The organism is Gordonia bronchialis DSM 43247, from assembly GCF_000024785.1.
GTDB classification, from domain to species: domain Bacteria; phylum Actinomycetota; class Actinomycetes; order Mycobacteriales; family Mycobacteriaceae; genus Gordonia; species Gordonia bronchialis.
Genome location: NC_013441.1, coordinates 579409 through 598848, shown reverse-complemented (window position 1 = coordinate 598848; position 19440 = coordinate 579409). Strand labels below are relative to the sequence as shown.

The following is a 19440-nucleotide window of genomic DNA, read 5'->3' as shown; positions in this document are numbered from 1 at the left end:
CATGAGCATTACCGTTTACACCCGACCCTCGTGCGGCCCGTGCAGGGCCACCAAGGCGGCACTCGACAAGGCCCGCCTCGAGTACGACGTCGTCGACATCAGTCAGGACGACGCCGCGCGCGACTACGTGATGGCCCTGGGGTACCTCCAGGCGCCGGTCGTGGTCGCGGGCGACCAGCACTGGTCCGGCTTCCGTCCCGAGAGGATCAGGAAGCTCGCCGCGGTGGCGTAACGCGTTTCCCCGCGAGCAAGAAGCCCCGTCCCGGATCGATCTGGGACGGGGTTCCTGTCGTCTGTAGGGCGAACATAGCCGACAGAGGAGGCGAAGATGGACGACATTGCCGTCCTTCAAGAGCCGTTTGATGGTCGACAGGCTTCGGTAGAGGCGAACGTGGACAGCATTGTTGGCTATTGATAGCCAACACTGCTGGCTGCTAAGAGCCGCTTCATGGCCAAGAGGCGAACGTAGCCGACATAGGTGGCTGTCGATGGTCGACACGAGAGGCGAACGTAGCCAGCATTACCGTCCCAATTCGCCTCTACCGCCCCGAAGAGGCGAACGTGGTCGACAGTGGAGGCGAACAAGGACAGCAGTGGAGGCGAATCGGGACGACAATACTGTCCCTTGATGGTCAACAGGCTCTACGAGAGGCGAACGTAGCCAACAGTGTTGGCTATCAATAGCCGACGCTGTCGACCATCAAGGGACAGTAGTGCTGTCAAGAGGCGAACGTAGCCAACAGTGTCGACCATGAAAAGCCGTCACAGAAGGCCAACGTAGCCAACAGTGACGTCCGAAAATACCCGCAGAAAAAGTTCGGGGGCTCAATTCGGCCGTCTCGCAGGCCCTTTCACTTCCCCACGACACCCATTCCGATGCCGTCGTCACGACCCCGGCTGGCCGGGTCGGCGCACCGGTGCCGGTGGCCGTGGCGGGCGTCGGTGTGGGGGCAGCAGATCCGCAGCCGCTGGGTTTCGTCCCCTCCGCCGGTGGCCTGCCGACGACCGCGAGCGAGCGAGTGGTCGAGGCCGGCTCATCCGGTCGAGCGACCGGTCCGACGATCCCGCCGAGCAGGTGGGACCGGGGGCCGGTGCCGATGCGTTGTGTGGTGGCCCGCCGGCCCCGGCACCGCCCCAGGCCCCCGTTGGGATCAACGTCGGGATACCGGACGCCACAGGCTCTTTGGGGAGGGTCCAGGGAGGGGCGCAGCCCCTCCTTGGCGAGTCCCCGGTCCCGAGCGCAGCGAGGGTGGAAACGCGAGGCCGAAGGCCGAAGTGTTTACAACGGGGATGCTTGCCGGGGTCTATCCCCGTTGCGGCATCGCAGGATCTGAGCTACTGTCGTAGGAACTGCAACAGCAGTTGCTAGGGCAGGAGCGAAGCGATGACGACGGTGATCGGCACAGAGGGGCAGGGCGCGACAGCGCCCGATCCCGGCGTGCCGGGCGCTGTCGGCACTGCCGCGGCGGAGAGGTCGCCGAAGCCGCGCGGAGCGCGGAAAGAGGCGCCGATCGCGTTCCGTCCGCGGCCGGGTACGCGGGCCCGTCTGGCGAAGCGGGCGGGCGGTCGGTCGATCTCGCACGAGGTCGAGTTGGCGGTCGACGCCTGGCTCGGCCGCAAGGTCGCCGAGGTCGATCCGGTGCTGCGGGATCACCTGGCGGCGGAGCTGTCGGCGATCGGCGATCGGCTCGCCGAGGTGGCGCATCAGGAGGCCGGGGTGGCCCGGAACTACAACCAGATGCAGCATTTCTTAAACACGTATCGCGAGCTTCCGGTGGGGTTGAGAGAGGAAGTCTCGAAAATAGTTGTCCAGCGCGAGCAGATTTTGACCCAGCTGCGATTCATCCGGCAAGAGTTGGCCGTCCTGGTGGAGGCGCGCTGATGGCGATCACCGAGATCTCTCCGGCCGGGAACCTCGAAGCGCTCGACCGCTATACCGGCAGCATCGCGGCGAAGGACGCGGATTCTCCGGAGCCGACGCAACGTGATGAGTTCGTCTCGACGATCGGCGACTGCACGCCGGAGCACTTCGTTGATCGAGTCCGCGCGAACGCCCGCCGGTTCGGCAAGGAGAAACTGAAGCACGAGGCGTATCACCTGATCGTCAGCCAGACGCATGAGGAGGCCGACCAGCGCGACCCGCAGGCCGGGCACCGTCAGCACACGATGGTCCGAGAGCTGGCGAGGCGTCGGTTCCCGGGTCACATGGCCAAGCTGGTGACCCAGCGCGACAACGGCAGATGGGTCGAGGTCGACGGCGAGCGAGTCTGGCAGCCGGGCAAATGGCATACGCATTGCATCATCGCAAATGTCTCCAGCCGTGAAGCGGTGCTGGAGCTGGTCGACAAGGATGGCACGCCGCACGAACGGCACGAACGGCACTATGCCGCCGGCCGCGCGATCGACGGGGCGAAGAAAAACATCCACCAGATCCGTCACGGCCCTGGTGGCACCGACGAGCAGATCCTCGAACACTTCGGCTACGACAACGCTCGATATGTCGAGGAGTGCCGGAGCGCGGCCAAGGGTCGCGGCGACCGGGCGACGACGAGGGACGTGGTCCAGCGGGCCGATCCCGACGGCCGTGGGTACAGCAACCACGACGAGGTGCGGGTCAAGCTCCGTGCGGCGCGGGCGCTGGCCGACTCGTGGGATGACTACACCGCGCGGTTGGCCGCCGACGGAGTACACACCCGTGTGACTGGTGCGAGCGGTGTCTCCTATGCGTGGGTGAGCGACGACGGTGTGGAGCACAAGGCGTCGGCGCGCAGCCGAAAGGGCCGGGACGGCTTGGGCAACGACTTCACCCGGGCCGAGGTCGAGGCGCAGTGCGCGATCAACGCCGAACGGATCGGGCGGGGCGAGACCCTCGACGTGCCCGAACGAGCGCCGGTGCCCGCGCCTCCGGCGCCGGCGGAACGGCCGGTGCCGGTGTATTTGACCCCGGGCGGGCGGCCTCCGTGGGAGCGCGACGCCGATGCTTTCGCCGCGCGGGTCCGGGAATCGGGCGGCACGTATGAGGGGCGGGCGCGAGAGGCCGTGGACGCGGCGCTCGCCGACGCGCTCGACCGCGACGACCTGGTGGCGGTGGCCGCCGAGCACGGGGTGGAGATCGCCGGGGACGACACCGTCCGGGTCCGGTCCGGCAGGCGCGGGCGGGTCGCGGTCGCGCTCGATACCGAGAGGGCCGAGCGGGTGCGCTCGGTCGAGCCGCTCGACCTGGGCGAAGTGCGGGTGGACCGCATCGACCGCATCGACATCAACGAATCAGCGAAGGAGGAGGAGCGGGATGACCTCGACGACATCATCGACCTCGACGGGATCGAGATCGAGCGGTTCGGCGGAGCTGCTGAAGGAGCTGGCCGCGGCGCAGAACGAGGCGGTGGCCGGGCTGAAGTCGCTCACGTCGGCGGTGGAGGCGCGCGAGGCCGCGACGAAGACGCTGACCGATCGGGTGGCGGGCCTGGAGGAGCGGATCAATGCGCTGAACGAGCGACCCCGCTCCGGGACCGAGCTGTCGCCGACGCAGTTGGACGCGATGACGGAGGCCGTGAAATCGGTGATTGAGGCGGGGATCGCCGACCTCAACCCGTTGTTGAACAGCACCGCGGTCGGCAAACACCTCGTGGCCAATCTTGGCGATGAGGTGTCACAGCGCGCGGTGCAGCACGCGGACGAGGTGGCGGCCGCGCTCGACCGGGCGACCGATCGTCTGGATCGGGTAGGCGACCGGGCGGCGCGGTTGAACGATTCGCTGGCGGTGGCCGGGCTGACCAAGCTGGCGCTGGCCGCGATCCCGTACGCGGTGGTGATCGCGCTGCTGCTGTTCCTCGTGGTCCCCGCCGCCGAGGTGACCGGGATCGGCCCGCTGTCGCGGTGGGTCTGGGGCGGCTTCGAGACGGCGGACGGCTGGCCGATGCGCGCGGCCATCGCCTCGGGCTGGTTCGCCGCGCTCGGCGTGCTCGGCTTTGGCGTCTACAAGGCCGGTCACGCGCTGGCGCGGATTTACAGGAAGTGAGGTCGCGAATGTCGATCCTGGACAGGCTCACCGCACACATCGAGGCCACGCGGCCGAAGTGCGCGCTGTGCGGCCGCAACGCCGTCGTGCGCATCACCTACACCACGCGCTACAGCCGCGGGGACACCTGGGGCGAGACGTGGTGCTGCGCCGACCACGCCGACGAGGAGGTCGACTACCGAAGCCCTCGCGGGATGATCCGCGAGATCAAGTGGCTCTGATTGACGGGGCCGAACCAGTGGAGGAGAGACCATGAGTGACGAGTCGAAGGAATCGACGTCGGTGCGGGACCGGCTCGACGCCGCCAAGGAGGCGGATCGTCGGATCGAGGAGCGCCGCCGGGAGCAGGAGGACGCGGCTCGCGAGGTGGCCGATCGGCGCCGGGTGCTCGATGACGCGGAGAAGCGCTCAGCGCCGGGGCAGCGGGATCTTGACGCCGAGAGGGTTGGACAGATCCGGCACGAGCTGGCCAAGGGTGGTGACGACGCGGTGCGCCGAAGGTTCGGCGGTGCGGCGGTGAAGTCACCCGAGGCGGCCAAGGCGCGCGCACAGCAGCGGTCCGCACAACGGCGTGGGAGGGAGGCGATGGAGCGCGGGGTCGACGAGGCCCGGTCACGCGAGGCATCGCGCACCCCGCTGCGCGATGCGGCGGTGAAGCAGCAGCAGGGTCGCGAGCGTGAGCGCGACACCTCCCGCGGTCGGTGACCGAAGATGCGGCAGTGCCCCGGCAGCGATGACTGCCGGGCACTGTCGCTGCCGGGATTCAGGCGACGTCGATGTCGATGTCGAGTTGGCTGATGTCGAACAGGTCGACGAGCAGCCCGGCGGGTTCGATCGGATCGTCGGGGCTGGCGCCGGGCCGGGTGCCGCGTAGCAGCCGGCCCTCGCCGATGCGCTTGGGAAGCAGGTCGCTCCCCTCATAGGCCGGTGCCATCTCCGAGGACTGGGACTGCTTTCCGGCGTGGTCGCGGGAGAGTTTGTGACGCTCGGTCCGTCCGGCGGCCCATGCCGCCTTGTCGAGGAGTTCCTTCTCCTCGCTGCCGGAGAGGATGAGGATGCTCGGGAAGACTCGGCGAAGCTCCTCCATGATCTCGCGGTTGTAGCGTCGGGCGAACTGCTGTGTGTCTTGCACCGCGGCTAGGACGGAAATGCCCATGCTTCGTGATTCGGTTATGACGATCGGGAGTTTTTGCCAGGGCAAGGTATTGCACATCTCATCACAGACGATCAGCAAGTGCTGCAACGGAACTGGTCGTGTCTGGCCATCGCGCCAGTGGGCGCTGATCGCGTCGACGACGCCGACGGCCGCCGCGGCGGCGATGCCGTCGGCCGGAGCGACCATGAACAGCGTGCTTCGCGGGTCTTCGAGCATCGCGGGAATGAACGGCTTGGCGTCGGTCGGCCCGACGACGGCCTCGCGCCACCAGGGCGCCACGGCAACTTTCATCGTCGCCTGGATGGAGTCGCGCAAGCGATCCGAGAAAGCCGCGGTATTGACCAGCTCCTCGGCGAGCATCATGCTTCCGAGCTGTTCGAGCCGCCCGATGGCGTTGAGCCAGCAGGGGGTGGCCCTGTCCTCCGGCGTCGGTGGCTCTATGCGGCCCACCGCCCGTCGGACCCATCGGATGCCGTCTTCGCCAGCGGCGCGCAACAGCCCGGCCAGCGGTGCCACGGACGAGTCTTCAAAAAATGGCTCTCCTGACGCATCCGTGGGTGGTTGAGCGCGCCTGAAACGTGAGCACGCCGTTCCCTGTCTAGGTTTCTGAGCTGTCTAGGACCAGGAACCAGTGAGCGGAGAACGGCGTGCAGAACGCCACCTTATGGCGAGCCCTGTTGGGGGTCGAGAAGACAGTCGTGGAGGACATCGAGTTCGACGAGGACGAGCAGACTCTGGTGGCCTGCGTTCGGCCCACGCGACGTGCGGGAGCTCGCTGCGGACGATGTCAGCGACGGTCTCCTTGGTACGACCGTGGCGAGGGACGTCGTCGGTGGCGGGCGCTGGACCTGGGCACCATCCAGGTCCATCTCGAGGCCGACGCACCGCGGGTCAACTGCCGCGAGCACGGGCCCACGGTCCGCGCGGTGCCCTGGGCCCGGCATGGCGCCGGACACACCACCGGGTTCGATGAGCAGGTCGCCTGGCTGGCCACCCAGTGCTCCAAGAGCGCGGTCACCGAGTTGATGCGGATCGCCTGGCGCACCGTGGGGGCGATCATCACCCGGGTCTGGGCCGACGTCGAGAAGCTGCATGACCGGTTCGCCGACCTACGCCGGATCGGGATCGATGAGATCTCCTACAAGCGCGGCCACCGCTACCTGACCGTGGTCGTCGACCACGACACCGGTCGGCTGGTCTGGGCCGCCCCCGGCCGGGACAAGGCCACCCTCGAGGGCTTCTTCGACGCCCTCGGTGAGGAGCGGTGCAGCCAGATCACCCACGTCTCCGCCGACGGTGCGGACTGGATCAGCACTGTGGTCGCCGACCACTGCCCCCACGCGGTCCGCTGCGCCGACCCCTTCCACGTCGTCCGGTGGGCCACCGACGCCCTCGACGAGGTCCGCCGAGCTGCCTGGAACCAGGCCCGCGGAGCGGCCACCCAGCGCCGTGCCGGCCGCGCATCGGGACACGCGAAGGCGTTGAAGCATGCCCGCTACGCGCTGTGGAAGAACCCCGAGAACCTCACGGTCAGGCAGCAGGCCAAGCTGGCCTGGGTCGCCAAGACCGACCCGCGGCTGCACCGTGCCTACCTGCTCAAAGAAGGCCTGCGACTGGTCTTCCAGCTGCCCCACGCCGAGGCCGCGGAGGCGCTCGAGGTCTGGATCCGGTGGGCGCGGCGCTGCCGGATTCCCGCCTTCGTGGAGCTGCAGCGTCGCATCGTCAAACACCAGGCCTCGATCCTCGCAGCGATCGAGCACGGTCTGTCCAACGGTCGCATCGAGTCGGTCAACACCAAGATCCGGCTGATCACCCGCGTTGCCTTCGGATTCAGGTCTCCCGAGGCTCTCATCGCCTTGGCCATGCTCAACCTCGGCGGCCACCGACCAGTCCTCCCCGGCCGGTCATGACCCACGGATCGGTCAGGAGAGCCCAAAAAATGGGTCCTTTTTGGCTGAGTCGCCGCCACCGGCGCTCGATCCCGAAGTGCGCAGCAGGATCTCGGTCATGTCGATCGCGGTGTCGTCGTCGGTGATCAGGGCGACAGGATCGGCCACGACCATTTCCGCCCCGTCCGGCATGACACTCGCCGGCACCTTGCCGGACAGGTCGAGCACATAGGTCTTGCCGTGGCCGCCCATGCCCAGACGCTTCTCGATCGCCAGCTCGATCAAGTCGGGCTTCGACGAGATCGCGACGCCGGGGCCCTCCCACATGAGCAGTGCCGGTCCCAGGACGCGCCGAGACTTGCCACGCCCGGTGGGCCCGACGCAGAGCAGGTGCGGGGCGGTGATCGCGCGCGCCCCGTCGATGAAACCCCCGAACGGTGTCGGCTTCGGCTTGTAGGGGCCGGAGTCCTTGCGGTACAGCGACATCGGGCACTACTCCTTTTTCTTATTGGAACCACCGCCGAGTCTGCCCCCCATGGCCGCGGCTCTGCTGCGCCGCTCGCGCTCGGCCTTCGCGGCCTCGGTCAGCGCACCGGAGATGGCTGGATCGTCGAGCCGGTCGAGGCAGTAATTAACGAACGTGCGAGCCGCTACGGCCGCGGGCGTGCCGAAGTCGAGGCCGACCTGTTTGAGGCGTTTGGCGTCGATCGGGCTGACGGTCATCGCGGTCCTCACGGTCGGGGCAGTCGGGTCTTCGGTGGGGTCGGCCATGTGGCGTCTCCGATCTGATCATAGCAACTACTGTTGCAAGTCCTACATCTCTTGCTAAAGTGGAGATGCAATTACTTCCTTAGCTTCACACAGACCGGAGGACCGCGATGGCCAAGGCCGCGAAACCCCGCATCTGGCGCCGGAGGTGGGTGCTGATCGCCATCGCGATGATCGCGTCGTTCGCGGTCGGCCTCACCGTCGGCGCCGGGGCCCAGATCACCCGCGACGCGAATCCTCGCTGCGGCGCACCGGCTTCGGTCACCACCGATGGCTGACGCGCACGCCACCCGTGAGCGGGCCAACTGGGTCAAGGCCCGGGCCGGGCACAGCGCGGCGGCCCAGCGGCGTGGCCAGCAGCTCGCGGTTCGCGCGAACCGCCGGGCCCGATACGAGGCCGGCGCCGGCGACTCCGCCGCCGCCGAGGCCCTCGTGCAGCGACGGTTCCGCCGAATCGCCTTCGAGCGCGACGAGCACAAAGGCCGGTGGACGCTGATCGCGGCGCTGCACGAGGCGGCCCGGATTCTGCTGGCGGGTCCGGCGATCGGGCTCGGCTGGGCGATCTACGGCATCTGGTACCGGTCGGTCCCCCAGTGGGGTCCGCTGAGGTGGAAGGCGCTGGCGGTCGCCGCCAGTGCCTCGACCATCCCGGTCGCGGTGATCGCCGCGGTCGCGTGGCTCGGAAGCGGTGTGCCGCTGTGGGGCTGGTGGCTGCTCGCCCAGCCGGTGGCGGGCATCGCCTACGCCGCGTGGTTGTCCTACGCCTACGGCTGGGATGCGGTGCCCGCTCGGGACGCCGACGCGCCCGCGCCGATCAGGGTGCGCATCGGCGACGAACCGACGCTGCCCGAGACCGAGCCGACCGAGCCGGTGCGGCCGGTGCCGGTGAAGACCGTGCGGGTCACCGTGACCCGCAATGGGATCGATGAAGAGCAAGGAGAACAGAAATGACTGATCTGAACATCTACGCCCGCCGTGCCCGCAAGATGGTCGCCGGTGTCGGCCGGTTGGCCGCGGCGAACGAGGTCGACCGCGAGGACCGCGAGCACGATCTGGTGGCCCTGGCCCGGGTGGCCGACACCGTCGCGGTGATCGAGGCGGTCGCCCAGGTGGATGCCGTGCCGGGGTTGTGGGAGGCGCTGCTCGCAGCCGCGCGGCACCGCGTCAAGGCCGAAGGCGTATCGCCGCGGCTCAACGAGGAGTTGGAGACGGCGCTCGGCGAATACCTGCGTGAGCATCCCCGACTGTCGGGCAATGGCCACGAGCTCTGGGCGCTGGAGCGGGCGGCGGATCAGCTCGACCTGGACGCGCAGATCGCGAAGTCGAATACGGCATCCGACGAGCCCGACAGCACCCGTGACGTGCTCGACGAGCTGTACGGGTCGTGACAAAGCAATCGCTGGTCAGTCGACTACCCGCCGTGCTCGCGATGCTCGCGGTGCTGGCCGGCCTCGCCGCCATCGTCGCGGGAATCGCCCTGGGCGGGCCGTGGCGGTGGGCGTCGGGCGCGGCGGTGGCGGTCGGCATCGCGGCGATCGTGGCGCCGGGATTCGTAAAAGACAAGTGTGACAACGACATCGAGGAGAAGAAATGAAGGACACCGACCCCGAACCGCGTCGGGAGCTGGCTTGGGATCTGGCGGGCGTCGCCGCCGTGCTGCTCATCGGCGTCGGCCTCTGGGGCATCGCCGACACCGGGGCCTTCGAGGGCACCATTCTCGCGGTTTTCGGAAATCTCTGGCTGAGTCTCGGTCTCGCGTGCGTGGTGGGCGGGCTGATCATGGCACCCCGGCGGTGACCGCGGGCACGCCCTCGCTCGTCGCGCGGGTCGTGGTGCCGGGACTCGCAAAAGATAACCACGACAATGGATTTGAAAGAAAGAAGGCGAACTGACATGACTGCACCGACACCAACCCCTGAAATCCACGTCCACGCGGGTCAAAGCAATGCGGGCATGGAACTGATCAGGATCGTGGCCACCTTGCTATTGTTCGGCGGTCTCGGCGTGCTCGTCTGGGCGGTATCCCAGGGACCGCTCGCCGAACAAGCATCGATCGTCGCGGCCGCCGGATCGATGTTCTTCGCCCGGCAGTTGTGGCGGCGCGGTGTCGTCGGCGTTCCGTCGGTGGCCACGCCCGCCGGTGGCGCGTCGCTGGGACAGTCGCTGGTCAACGCGGTCACCACCCAGCTGGCGCGACGGGGGGCGCTCACGCTGCTGATCATCGCCATCGGTATCGGATTCGTGTTCTTGTTCGTCCGCGAGGTCATCGTCGTTGCAATGGCATCGATCTTTGGAGACGGTGCGGCGGTGTACCTGAGCATCGCGATGACGGCGGCATTGGGGTTCCTGGCGCAGCACCTCGCCGACCGTCGGTTCGGTCCACCACGGCGTGAAGGGCCACGAGTCATCGAGTGGAACTCGTTGCCGGGTGAGGAGGGCATCGATCACGTTTACCGGATTGCTCGCGAATTGACCAGCAACAGCGACGGTTTCGTGCGGCGCTGCCACTGGGCGATGTTGCTACCGGTGGCGGCGGGATATGGCGTGCTGACGCTGGCCGTGCGCGAGATCGTGACGCAGGCTATGAGCGTTTTTCAGAATTTGTGGATCGCGGGCGGCGTTGCGTTGGCCATCGGATCGCTGGTCGTCATGCCGACGCTGATCCCCACGATGCTCAAGGCACTGCGAGACCGCGAGGTCACCGACGAGGCCAGCGCGGCACCGGCCGCCCCTGCACAGGTGGTGATACCCACCGTGGCCAACGCGGCCCCGACGACGAGTGTTGTCACCCCCACAACCAGCTCACCAGCGACGAAGAAGGTCGTGCGCCGCGTCGTAAAGAAGAAGGATGTGAATGATCATGAGTGACAATGAATTTGAGTACGTCGACGAGGACGGCAATGTCGTCGATCCCAGCGAACTGGGCGACGAGTACGAGATCGTTGACGAAGAAGTGGTCACCGAACCGGTGGACGAGGCAGCACCAGTGCCCGTGACGGGTGACCACGGCGGGGGTACAGCTACGGGATCGGGAATGCCCAAGAGCGTGAAGCTCACTTTGGGAGCGGTCGGGTTGGTGGCGCTCGCGGTTGGCGGGGCGCTGGTGGTCGGACTGTCGAAGATTGGCAGCGAGAATACAGCGGCCGACGTCAAGGCCGGCGCGTCGAGCAAGTACGCGCAGGCATCGAGTGCGGTCGCGTCGAAGTCATCGGCGGTGCGCAGCGAGGTCGACGCGACGGTTGGTGCGGTCGACACGTGCCGGGTGGGCGCCGCCGCCGCGTCATCGCCGACGGGCACACTCGCAGACGCCGTGATGACGGGGTCGGCACGGCCGCGGTTGGAGTTGGTGATCGACGCGACCGCACCACTGCCGACGACGTTTGTGCGGGCCAAAGCCGGGGCCGAGGCCGCCGATGCAGGTCAGGGGAAGAAACTGCTGGCGCGGAATGCGAAGCGTCTGGACCTGATCCAGCTCGGTAAGGACTCCTGGGCCGCCTACGCGTACACCGCACCCGACGACGCGCCCGCACCGGCGTGGCGCAAGGCCGATGTCACCGTCGCTGACGGTGACATCACGGTGACCGGCGACCGCGATTGGCCCGGCGGCGACGCACCGACGGCCGGGTCGTGCGAGCACGGCACACCTGGCGCGTACGCGGTGTCGGGGCAGATCCCGGCGGGCGCAGCGGGGTTGGTGGACGGCACCGCGACGGTGCACCTAATTCAGGGTGTCGCGGGTCAGCCGACGAAAGCGGTGGCGGTCATGGGCGACGCGATCGCCCTGGTGACGCTCGCCGCGTCCGACGACGCGGAAGGGGGTGATGCGTCGGCGTCGAGCAGCGCAGTCCCGAGCAAATAGTCCAGCCAGTCGTCGCCCTGTTTGAGCGGTCCGCAGCCATCAAAATAGTTGCAACGCAAGGAGTCACAATGAAGAACACCAAGAACATGCTCGCCGCAACCGCTCTGGCCGGCGCTGCCGCAGGCGCCCTGGCCCTGGGCACGGGCACGGGCACCGCGGCCGCCGACACGGCTGGCGTGCCCGACGGCAATTACAGCGCGGAGGTCCTGAATCCGATCCGGCCCGTCACGTCGCCGCCGGTGGCCACCGTGCCGGTGACGGTGTCCGACGGCGTGCTCACCGTCGGAGGGTTGTCCGGCCGCCTCACGCCGACGGCGGACGGCGCGCGCACGACCCTTGCCGGGCAGCCGGTCGTGCTGTCCGACGGCTGGAACGGCACCTACGGCATCGTCATCAACGGCAGCACGTGGGCCCACCTCCTGGCCGCTAAGTGATGGGGATGATGGCGACGAGGGCAGTTCTGGCCAGTGCGGCCGCGAGCTCGCGGACCCGGGAAAAGCGTTGGCGCGCAACGCGGGTACGGCGGCTTGGGATCAGTCGGCAGACTGGTTCGTCACCACCTGTTTTCGGCTGGGGTGGCCCGAGGACTGATGAGTAAGAGCAGAACCCCCGCACCGATCTCGGTGCGGGGGTTCTGTTTTGGGTTGTGCGGGTCAGCGGCGCGGGGTCAGCGTGGTGGTGCCGACGACGGCGCCGTTGATGGTCAGCCACAGCTCTTGGCCAACGTATCTGTTCCCCTTGCGGCCGAAGGTGTACCGGTTGCCGCCGTAGTCCATCCACGCGCCAGCGCGGGTGGGATGCAGGCGTGCGTGCCTCGGCGCGCCGATGACCGTGCCGGGCAGGTCGACGGTGAGGACGTTGCCGCGGATCGTCACCGGGTAGGCGCCACGGGCTCCCGTGAGCGTCTTGGTCGTAGTCCAGATGTAATTCCCGGCGTCGACGCGGGCGGCGGCGTCGCCCGCGCCTACGACGGTGCCGGCCAGGGTGCCGGCGACGATGGCCCCGGCGGCTGCCAGTGCAGTAGCGGGCTTGCGGAATCTGTTCATGGTGCTCTCCTCTCGAATAGTGTTGTGACTGTTCCTAATTCGTGCATCGTTGGAACGTGGCCTTGAAGATGGCGCCCTCCTCGCCGCGCATGATCACCCACACCGTGTGCTCATCGAACGCGTCGGGCAGGATCTGTTCGGCGTACGCCTGCTCCTGCTCTGTGCCGGTCGCCGCGGCGGGGATGCTCACGCCGTCAGCCGCAGAGATGCGGAAATAGCCTGCCAAGGTCGTCCGGGCGAGGTCGAAGCCGGCGGGCAGGGGCGCGTCGGCGCCCGCGTAGTCGCGAGTGGAAACAATTGCGCCGTCCTGGCTCACCGTGGTGACGATGGCCGTCGGGGTCGAGGCATCGCTGGGGTCGGGCCCCTGGAAGACACCGATCGAGCGGTCCTGCAGCTGTGCCAACCCCCGATAGTTGATCCTGAAACCGTCGCCAATCCGGTAGTAATCGGTGCCGCCGAGAACTCGGTCGGTCCAGGGCATGCTGCGAGGGAGTGCGATCCGCCGCGTCAGGGCCACCTCGTAGGACGGGGCCGTCGAGCGCGACCCGTCCCACTTCGCCCGGGACGTGTACTCGTTATTGCTCGGTTCGCACCCGGCGTCCCCAGATGACGGCGCGGCGGCGGTGCTCCCGTTCCCGGCATCGCCGCCGCTGGCCGCGGTGCCGCTGTCGCCACCACCGCTGCACGCGACGGCGGTGATGCCGACGACGAGGACCAGCGCGAGGGCGGCGGTGATCGCGGACACGATGCGCACCTGCTTGGATGCGAACTGCGCGCGGAGCGACGGTCGCGGTGCAGTGGGCACCGGCCGGCCCGAGATCCGGGCCAGCGCTTCTTCGGTGACGGACGGCGCCGACGGATCGCCGAGCTGTCGGTCGTACGCGGCACGACGCTGCGGATCACCGAGGATGGCGCGAGCCGTGTCAATCCTGCTGCGCGTCAATGTGTCTCGCGGATCGACGCGGTTCAGCTGGTCGGTCAGCGCCGCCGCCAGCGCCTCGGGCGGGTGGGTCCTGTCGAGGCCGTAGATTTGGTACAGGTCTATTCCGGGCACGTGTCTCCTCCTCATGTGGTGATGAGGAGACGCGGAGAGATGATCAGTCGAGCGTGCGGGACGCGGCCTCGTCGGCCTCGGCCGCAAGCCACAGTGCGCTGGGGCGGATGCCCAATGCCTTGGCCAAGTCCCAGAACCGGTCGCTGGACAAGCTAGCCTCGCCGGCCTCAGCGCGGGCGATGGCAGACCGGGACAGGCCCGATCGTTCGGCCAATTGGCCCTGGGTCAGTCCCGCCTTATGACGGGCCGTGACCAGCGCTTTGGCCAGCGCCTGCCTACGCACGCGCCGGACCCTGAGCTGGGCCTCGTCGAGGCGATCGTCGGGTGCTGGCACCCGACGATGATCCCATGAGCCGACGAATCATCTCTCCGCGTCTCTCCTTCTTGTACGACGCCGAACTGCGTCTGTAGCGCTAGAGCTACACGGCGAGCGTAGTGGCGACCCGAGCGGACCGCGAGGGCGGGTGGGGAATGGCCAGAGAAAGTAATCCGGCCGGATGACCCCGATTGAACTGCGTAAACGCCACAAGGAACGTTTATACGCAAGGAAGAAGGCGAATGCCTGGGAGGCGGCGCGGCGAGAAGTGCCTGGTCAGGGCCATAGAAATTCCTGTGCGCTCTATACCCGGCCAATCCTATCAGACGGCACCAAATCTGTTATGCGACTGTGACTTTGAGTGGACCTGGTGCTCGTGACGACCTAGCCTTGAAACCGCAGGTAGGGACAGCGAAAGAGGGACGATGACGGGGAATTTCGGCGACTTCATGGCCGGGAAGAGGCACAAGGCGCAGGCCGCGGTGGCCGACGCCGACGCGCAGCGCGAGGCGGCTGCGGCGGACCAGGCGCGCGTGTCGCGCATCATGCAGACGCGCCAAGCGCGGGCGCACGTGGTCGGCGATCTCGTCGAGGAGAATCCGCTGATCGGCGTACCCGCCGCGCTGGTCATCATCTGGATGCAGAGGATGCGGGACCGGAACAGTCGCGCGCTGGCCAGCCGTTACGAACAGCGCCGCCGGGAACAGGGTGCAACAGCCTTGGGCGATGGCCCGCTGAGCCCGGGGGACGCCGCGGATGTCCGGGACTTCCTCGGCGACACCGAACTGGACGACGGCCGGATCGCTCTGGACGCGTGGGAAGCCGAGCATGGGCAGACGCGGGAGCGGACGGAGTCGGTGATCGGCAAGCTCGACCGGCACATGCCTGACGACGGGTCGGGACCGGATGTGCCCACCGAGCGAACCCGGTAGCCGGATCAGCGGAGCTTGCGGCCGAGGTCCCTGATCGCCCGACGGGTCCGGCGCGCGTTGGCGTGGACGGCCTCGCGGGCGGCGAATTGGGCCTGGTCGGCGGCCCGCCGCTCGATGGCGCGGACGCGATCATCGGAACGCTGGCGCTGGGCGGCACGCCGATCGGCGTCGAGCACGCGCAGCGCGTCGGGAACGGTCGCCGCGCGGCCGGTCTCGACGATGCGCGCGAGGGCGGCGATGGAGTCGGCGTCGATGAGGGCCTTTGGGATCAGGCCGCCCGCGGTAGCGGCGAAATCGGCGCGGAGACGGTGCAGCTCGGCGTCGATGCGCGCGAGTTCGGTCCCGGCGGCACCGCGGCGGCGCTGCATGAGCGTCCCGACCTGCTCGACGAGCCAAGCCGCGCGCCACAGGCGGCCGGCCAGCTGGTCGTAGGGGTTGGGTGTCACGCGGTCGAGGATAGCGGTCTGCGCTGACATCGGAAGCCTCCCTGTCGAAGAAGACCTGTGCAGCGGCGGCGCCGCTGCGATGACAGAAACAGCACCCCACGTCGTGATGACGCGGGGTGCTGTGGTCATGCTGTCTGCCTGGCTCCATCGGCGGTGATGACTCGGTGCACAGTGCCCACTGAGACCCCGACGCCCGCCGCGATCTCGCGGATCGACTCGTCGCGCTCCCGGCGGGCCAGGATCGCGGCACGCTTGTCGTCGTCGACGACGCTCGGCCGGCCACCGACCTTGCCTCGGCGACGTGCCGCCTCCAGTCCGCTGCGGGTCTTGCGGCTGATGTCGCGGCGGCGATCCTCGGCCAATGCGAGGGCCAGGTCGAGGATCAGCGACCGTTCGGTGTGCTCGCCGGCGGCGACGCCCTCCAATACCTTCACGCCGACGCCCCGCTCGAACAGGTCGGTCAGCACGATGAGGCCTTCGAGGAGGTTGCGGCCGAGTCGGTCGACCTCCAGCACCGCGAGCATGTCGTCGGGGCGCAGGTAGTCCAGCGCGGCCCTGAGGCCCGGCCGGTCGTCGACGCCGAGCTTGCCGGAGACCTTCTCCTCGAACACCTTCACGCACGCAGCGTCGAGCGCGTCGTGCTGGCGACGGGTCTCCTGCTTGTCGGTGCTCACCCGCACCAGTCCGACGAGGGCCATGAGGCGCGTCTCCGTTCCACAATCGTGTTCGTAATCCTGGTTCCAGGCTACCAGTTATTGAACGGGTTTATGAACAGTTCTGAGCGCGAATCAACGTGTGCCGGTGGAGCGTTCATGACGTTCGGCCAACGACCGTTTGTTGAACGGTGACGGCGCGAGGGAAGTTGACTGATGACCGCCCCCAAGATCGGCCATTGCGAAATCTATAAGGGTGATGTACACATTGAACTCGTGCCCGTCACAGGTCCGAACCGCAAAACCGCGGAAGGCGAGATGGACGGGCACAGACGGAAGGACAGGCCATGTTGCTAACCACCACTCAGACCGCGGACACAATCAGAGACGGCCTCGGCCGTGACGGCCACGAGCCGAGCGTATTCGCCGACAAGGTTGTCTCGCTCGCGCACGCGGGCAGTTTGACGAACGTCGGCAGTGGCGCGCGCTACATGTTCGACCAGGCCCAGGTCGAGGAGTTCGTCGCCCGGACGCGGTTCGTCATCGACCTCGACGAGGTGCGGGCGCTGCACCCTGACGGGCTGGTCTACCGCGTCTCGGTGAAACCGCGTCAGCCGCGTTCCGCTGTCTATCACGTCCGGGGCGTCACGTATTCGTGGGTCGGGGTGGACTTCACCGACAATCCGGCTGGCGACGACGAGCTCGGCGGCTGGGCCGGCGTGTGGCCGGTCAACCGCGAGCTGCTGGCAGAGCTGGTCGACGAGCGGGCGCTGGTGTACGCGAGCATGCGTGACTACGTCGGTCCGGATCACATGCGTCGGATCGTCGACGTCGAGCCCGTGGGCGATCGGTACTTCTTCGTGACTGACCCGGCACCGGACCCCGTACGTGAGTGGCTGGGTTCCGGAGCCTGGATCAGCACCCCGGGCGGGCCGATCTGCGCGCTGGTGTAACGAGACAGAGTCGATCAGCCCCGTCACGGCAATCGGTGTGACGGGGCTGATCTGTCCGTGCCCTATTTCGGGTCCGCTCGGAGCGTGGTGAAACTGTCCGTTCCGCGGGCGATCGTGCGACTCGGGCGAGTACGGGTCTTATGAGACTGTCCGGCCTGCGGATTCGCCGGTCGGGCAGTGCGTGTTGACGTGTCTCGGTCAACGACCGGCTTGCGGACAGGCGTTTCGGCGGTCGTTCGCCGCGCCCCTCAGTCGAGACACCAGATCGTCTCCGTCGCTAGATACTCGCGAATGACCGAGCGCACCCTCACCGCGGAGTCTCCGGTGTCGACGGCGAAGCGGTACCGGCTGGTTTGAACGACGACCCAGCCGTCGACTACATCGGGCGTGAACGCCCGCGCCAGCGCTCTCGTGCCGACCTCCGGCAGCAAGACTCCGTGCGCGGAGTCGTCAGCGCCCCGCTCAAACGCCTGTCGCTGTTCGGCGGTCAGAATGGACAACGCGCTGAATGCGACCGAATCGGGCTGCCGGTGCAGCGGGACACCGGTTTCGTACATGACGTGCCCCCGAGCGTTCTTGACAATCACAGTGTTGATGCGGGCGCTCTCTGGCTGCCACCACACCGTCTCGACGTCGAGCGGGAGTGTCAGGACCTGCTGGTCGGCGATGCGGCGCGCAAGACCCGGTGCTTTGCCCAATCGTTCGGCGACGCGCGGGTCGGGCTGATCGTTCGGGTCCGCGCTACCGCTGAGGACGCAGTCAAGCAGCAGGAAGAGGTACCGCTCATCATCGCTGAACCCGTTGTTGCACTCGGGGCAGATGTCCACCGTCGGCAGGTTGTCGGGATAAGGGGACGCGAGCAAACCGAGCGACGGGACGTGGTCTCGCGTGGGCTTCGCGTCCAGCTTCCGGGCGCAGTGCAGGCACTGATCGTACTGATCGGCGCCCGTGTAGTCGGTGATCTGCAGCATGCGACGACACTAGAACGGCGGACCGACAATAGGCGCCGAACTCGGTGCCTGCGGCTGCGCTGCTCAGTCCCACCGATCGGTCTCGATGAAGCACCAGCCGATCTGGCCGAGGTCGTAGTTGCCGTCGGCGTCGGGTCGCAGCTTGTCGCCGGAGATGACGGCGGTGGTCTCGATGAAGTGCAGTGTCTCGCCCTCGGCGGCGGCGATCACCGACTCCAGCACGTCGCGGGTGACGACCGGGGTGGCCCACCCGTTCCAGGGCCGGCCGTAGCGCACGGCGGTCCATACGTGCTCGGGCTCGAAGCCGTCGATGGTGAAAGTGCTTGGCATGGCTGAAGATTACCCCTCTGTGCTAATCGGATGAGATCGTTCGCGCTGATGACCGAGGCCAAACGACCCGCGCGGTCCCCCGAGGCGGTCCGGCGGCCGGTTAGGCTCTGCGGATGGGACGGAAGAACCTGACGAAGACCGCGGCGATCCAGGAGCTGATCGACGCGCTGAACTCGGCGGTGACCCTAAGCGGACAACTCGACGGTTGGGACGCCCCCGTCAAGAACGACCGGGCGGCGATCGTGGCGGCGCGCGATCACCTCATCAGGACCGTGGATGGCCAGTTGTACAGACACGAGATGCCGGCGGGCGTGTTCAATCCCGCCGACCCCGGACTGTTTGGGCTCGTCGCGGCGGTGGGCCTGGTGCATCAGGATCTCGAACCCCTCAACGACATCGTCAAGACCTATGGGTCCGGGGTCTATGCGCTGTACTACCGGGGTGACAATGACCTGTATCGACCGTTGCTCGGCACTCAGACGCCCATCTATGTCGGGAAGACGAAGACGCCCACGTCCGGCGTTCTCGTCGAGCAGGGTGTCGCGCTCACCGACCGCCTGACCAAGCACTTCAAATCCATCGGCTGGGGCCACGGTCTCGACGTCGATGACTTCGACTATCGGCGCCTAGTCATCGCCCCCGGCTGGGAGCCGGTGACCGAGGGTGCTCTGATCAACCTGTTCCGCCCGGTGTGGAACAAGCGGGCGGCGTCCAAAGACCCGGTGACCGGGAGGGCGGTGAGATACGTCCATGGGTTCGGCAAGAACGGTGATGACGCGGACACGCGGAACAACGGAAGGTCTCCGTGGGACACCCTGCATCCGGGACGCCCTTGGGCGAACGACAAGGACCCGACGAGACCGACAAAGAACCAAATGGAGCGTGCAGAGATCGAGGCGCTGATCGCCAAACACTTCGCCGATAACCCGCCGATCGCGAAGGCGGATGACGTCGTCAAGAGGTTGGTGGACAGCATGACTCGGGGCGAGGCGCCGCCGATCGTCGAGGATGACGAGGACGAGAGCTGAGGGGCCCGTCGGGGGCCTCGC

At 67.7% G+C, this 19440-nt stretch carries 28 protein-coding genes; 18 read left to right on the top strand and 10 right to left on the bottom strand.

The annotated features are described in order from the left end of the window. The first annotated feature begins 1 nt into the window (after position 1). The 6 genes from GBRO_RS02765 to GBRO_RS02740 all read left to right on the top strand — a co-directional run bounded on the left by GBRO_RS02765 (position 2) and on the right by GBRO_RS02740 (position 4723). A complete protein-coding gene (locus GBRO_RS02765) occupies positions 2–232 on the top strand; it encodes a glutaredoxin family protein (RefSeq protein WP_012832481.1) in 231 nt (76 codons plus the stop codon). A 1152-nt stretch (positions 233–1384) separates the two neighbouring features. After that, the gene (locus GBRO_RS24575) at positions 1385–1882 is read left to right on the top strand and encodes a hypothetical protein (protein WP_012832480.1); all 498 of its coding nucleotides are present in this window, start codon (positions 1385–1387) and stop codon (positions 1880–1882) included. Continuing rightward, a complete protein-coding gene (locus tag GBRO_RS02755) occupies positions 1882–3567 on the top strand; it encodes a hypothetical protein (RefSeq protein WP_012832479.1) in 1686 nt (561 codons plus the stop codon). Before GBRO_RS24575 ends, GBRO_RS02755 begins: the two co-directional genes overlap by 1 nt. Continuing rightward, the gene (locus GBRO_RS26205; protein WP_012832478.1) at positions 3539–4018 is read left to right on the top strand and encodes a hypothetical protein; all 480 of its coding nucleotides are present in this window, start codon (positions 3539–3541) and stop codon (positions 4016–4018) included. Before GBRO_RS02755 ends, GBRO_RS26205 begins: the two co-directional genes overlap by 29 nt. 8 nt (positions 4019–4026) lie before the next feature. Next, positions 4027–4239, top strand: coding sequence for a hypothetical protein (locus GBRO_RS02745; protein ID WP_012832477.1), 213 nt, complete (start codon positions 4027–4029; stop codon positions 4237–4239). 31 nt (positions 4240–4270) lie between these two features. Next, positions 4271–4723, top strand: coding sequence for a hypothetical protein (locus tag GBRO_RS02740; protein ID WP_012832476.1), 453 nt, complete (start codon positions 4271–4273; stop codon positions 4721–4723). Positions 4724–4781: 58 nt separating this feature from the next. Here the strand turns inward: GBRO_RS02740 and GBRO_RS02735 are convergent, their stop codons facing one another. Further along, on the bottom strand, positions 4782–5690 hold the full coding sequence (locus GBRO_RS02735) for a TraM recognition domain-containing protein (RefSeq protein WP_012832475.1): 909 nt from the start codon (positions 5688–5690) through the stop codon (positions 4782–4784). 131 nt (positions 5691–5821) lie between these two features. Here GBRO_RS02735 and GBRO_RS02730 point away from each other — a divergent pair, with 131 nt between their 5' ends. Further along, positions 5822–7084, top strand: a complete 1263-nt coding sequence (locus GBRO_RS02730) for an ISL3 family transposase (RefSeq protein WP_012832474.1) — start codon at positions 5822–5824, stop codon at positions 7082–7084. A 12-nt stretch (positions 7085–7096) separates the two neighbouring features. On the opposite strand, the gene GBRO_RS02725 is transcribed toward GBRO_RS02730, so the two are convergent. Together GBRO_RS02725 and GBRO_RS02720 are read right to left on the bottom strand one after the other, a co-directional pair. Then, positions 7097–7549: a type IV secretory system conjugative DNA transfer family protein gene (locus tag GBRO_RS02725; RefSeq protein WP_012832473.1), complete on the bottom strand. Its 453-nt coding sequence runs from the start codon at positions 7547–7549 to the stop codon at positions 7097–7099. Between the two features lie 6 nt (positions 7550–7555). After that, positions 7556–7834 (bottom strand): hypothetical protein, encoded by a 279-nt coding sequence (locus GBRO_RS02720; protein WP_012832472.1) that lies wholly within the window; start codon positions 7832–7834, stop codon positions 7556–7558. Positions 7835–7941: 107 nt separating this feature from the next. Here GBRO_RS02720 and GBRO_RS26200 point away from each other — a divergent pair, with 107 nt between their 5' ends. From GBRO_RS26200 to GBRO_RS02685, 8 genes are all read left to right on the top strand, one after another. Continuing rightward, the gene (locus GBRO_RS26200) at positions 7942–8109 is read left to right on the top strand and encodes a hypothetical protein (RefSeq protein ID WP_012832471.1); all 168 of its coding nucleotides are present in this window, start codon (positions 7942–7944) and stop codon (positions 8107–8109) included. Further along, positions 8102–8782, top strand: coding sequence for a hypothetical protein (locus GBRO_RS02715; RefSeq protein ID WP_012832470.1), 681 nt, complete (start codon positions 8102–8104; stop codon positions 8780–8782). Before GBRO_RS26200 ends, GBRO_RS02715 begins: the two co-directional genes overlap by 8 nt. Continuing rightward, a complete protein-coding gene (locus GBRO_RS02710) occupies positions 8779–9219 on the top strand; it encodes a hypothetical protein (protein ID WP_012832469.1) in 441 nt (146 codons plus the stop codon). Before GBRO_RS02715 ends, GBRO_RS02710 begins: the two co-directional genes overlap by 4 nt. Beyond that, positions 9216–9425, top strand: a complete 210-nt coding sequence (locus GBRO_RS02705; protein WP_012832468.1) for a hypothetical protein — start codon at positions 9216–9218, stop codon at positions 9423–9425. Before GBRO_RS02710 ends, GBRO_RS02705 begins: the two co-directional genes overlap by 4 nt. Then, a complete protein-coding gene (locus GBRO_RS02700; RefSeq protein WP_012832467.1) occupies positions 9422–9628 on the top strand; it encodes a hypothetical protein in 207 nt (68 codons plus the stop codon). The genes GBRO_RS02705 and GBRO_RS02700 overlap by 4 nt, the downstream gene beginning before the upstream one ends. 156 nt (positions 9629–9784) lie before the next feature. Further along, positions 9785–10699 carry a hypothetical protein gene (locus GBRO_RS02695; RefSeq protein ID WP_041919691.1) on the top strand — a complete coding sequence of 305 codons (915 nt, stop codon included), beginning with the start codon at positions 9785–9787 and terminating at the stop codon, positions 10697–10699. Then, complete coding sequence (locus GBRO_RS02690) at positions 10692–11690, top strand: hypothetical protein (RefSeq protein WP_147290619.1); 999 nt, start codon at positions 10692–10694, stop codon at positions 11688–11690. Before GBRO_RS02695 ends, GBRO_RS02690 begins: the two co-directional genes overlap by 8 nt. A 68-nt stretch (positions 11691–11758) precedes the next feature. Further along, positions 11759–12124, top strand: coding sequence for a hypothetical protein (locus GBRO_RS02685; protein ID WP_012832464.1), 366 nt, complete (start codon positions 11759–11761; stop codon positions 12122–12124). 219 nt (positions 12125–12343) lie between these two features. Here GBRO_RS02685 and GBRO_RS02680 read toward each other — a convergent pair whose 3' ends face one another. From GBRO_RS02680 to GBRO_RS02670, 3 genes are read right to left on the bottom strand one after another with little or no spacing between them, the layout of a single operon-like run. After that, positions 12344–12736, bottom strand: coding sequence for a hypothetical protein (locus tag GBRO_RS02680; RefSeq protein WP_012832463.1), 393 nt, complete (start codon positions 12734–12736; stop codon positions 12344–12346). 34 nt (positions 12737–12770) lie between these two features. After that, entirely contained in the window at positions 12771–13790 is a 1020-nt protein-coding gene (locus GBRO_RS02675; protein WP_012832462.1) for a hypothetical protein, read from the bottom strand. Between the two features lie 43 nt (positions 13791–13833). Continuing rightward, positions 13834–14124: a helix-turn-helix domain-containing protein gene (locus GBRO_RS02670; RefSeq protein ID WP_012832461.1), complete on the bottom strand. Its 291-nt coding sequence runs from the start codon at positions 14122–14124 to the stop codon at positions 13834–13836. Positions 14125–14531: 407 nt separating this feature from the next. Here GBRO_RS02670 and GBRO_RS02665 point away from each other — a divergent pair, with 407 nt between their 5' ends. Continuing rightward, a complete protein-coding gene (locus GBRO_RS02665) occupies positions 14532–15038 on the top strand; it encodes a hypothetical protein (protein WP_012832460.1) in 507 nt (168 codons plus the stop codon). A gap of 5 nt (positions 15039–15043) precedes the next feature. Here GBRO_RS02665 and GBRO_RS02660 read toward each other — a convergent pair whose 3' ends face one another. After that, complete coding sequence (locus GBRO_RS02660) at positions 15044–15514, bottom strand: hypothetical protein (protein ID WP_012832459.1); 471 nt, start codon at positions 15512–15514, stop codon at positions 15044–15046. Between the two features lie 95 nt (positions 15515–15609). After that, a complete protein-coding gene (locus GBRO_RS02655) occupies positions 15610–16182 on the bottom strand; it encodes a recombinase family protein (RefSeq protein WP_012832458.1) in 573 nt (190 codons plus the stop codon). A 302-nt stretch (positions 16183–16484) separates the two neighbouring features. Between GBRO_RS02655 and GBRO_RS02650 the strand changes: the two genes are divergently transcribed. Then, on the top strand, positions 16485–17090 hold the full coding sequence (locus tag GBRO_RS02650; protein ID WP_012832457.1) for a hypothetical protein: 606 nt from the start codon (positions 16485–16487) through the stop codon (positions 17088–17090). A gap of 248 nt (positions 17091–17338) precedes the next feature. On the opposite strand, the gene GBRO_RS02645 is transcribed toward GBRO_RS02650, so the two are convergent. Together GBRO_RS02645 and GBRO_RS02640 are read right to left on the bottom strand one after the other, a co-directional pair. Next, positions 17339–18061 (bottom strand): hypothetical protein, encoded by a 723-nt coding sequence (locus GBRO_RS02645; protein ID WP_012832456.1) that lies wholly within the window; start codon positions 18059–18061, stop codon positions 17339–17341. Between the two features lie 63 nt (positions 18062–18124). Continuing rightward, complete coding sequence (locus tag GBRO_RS02640; protein ID WP_012832455.1) at positions 18125–18391, bottom strand: hypothetical protein; 267 nt, start codon at positions 18389–18391, stop codon at positions 18125–18127. A 113-nt stretch (positions 18392–18504) separates the two neighbouring features. Between GBRO_RS02640 and GBRO_RS24570 the strand changes: the two genes are divergently transcribed. Further along, positions 18505–19419 (top strand): Eco29kI family restriction endonuclease, encoded by a 915-nt coding sequence (locus GBRO_RS24570; protein WP_012832454.1) that lies wholly within the window; start codon positions 18505–18507, stop codon positions 19417–19419. The last annotated feature ends 21 nt before the right edge of the window (positions 19420–19440 follow it).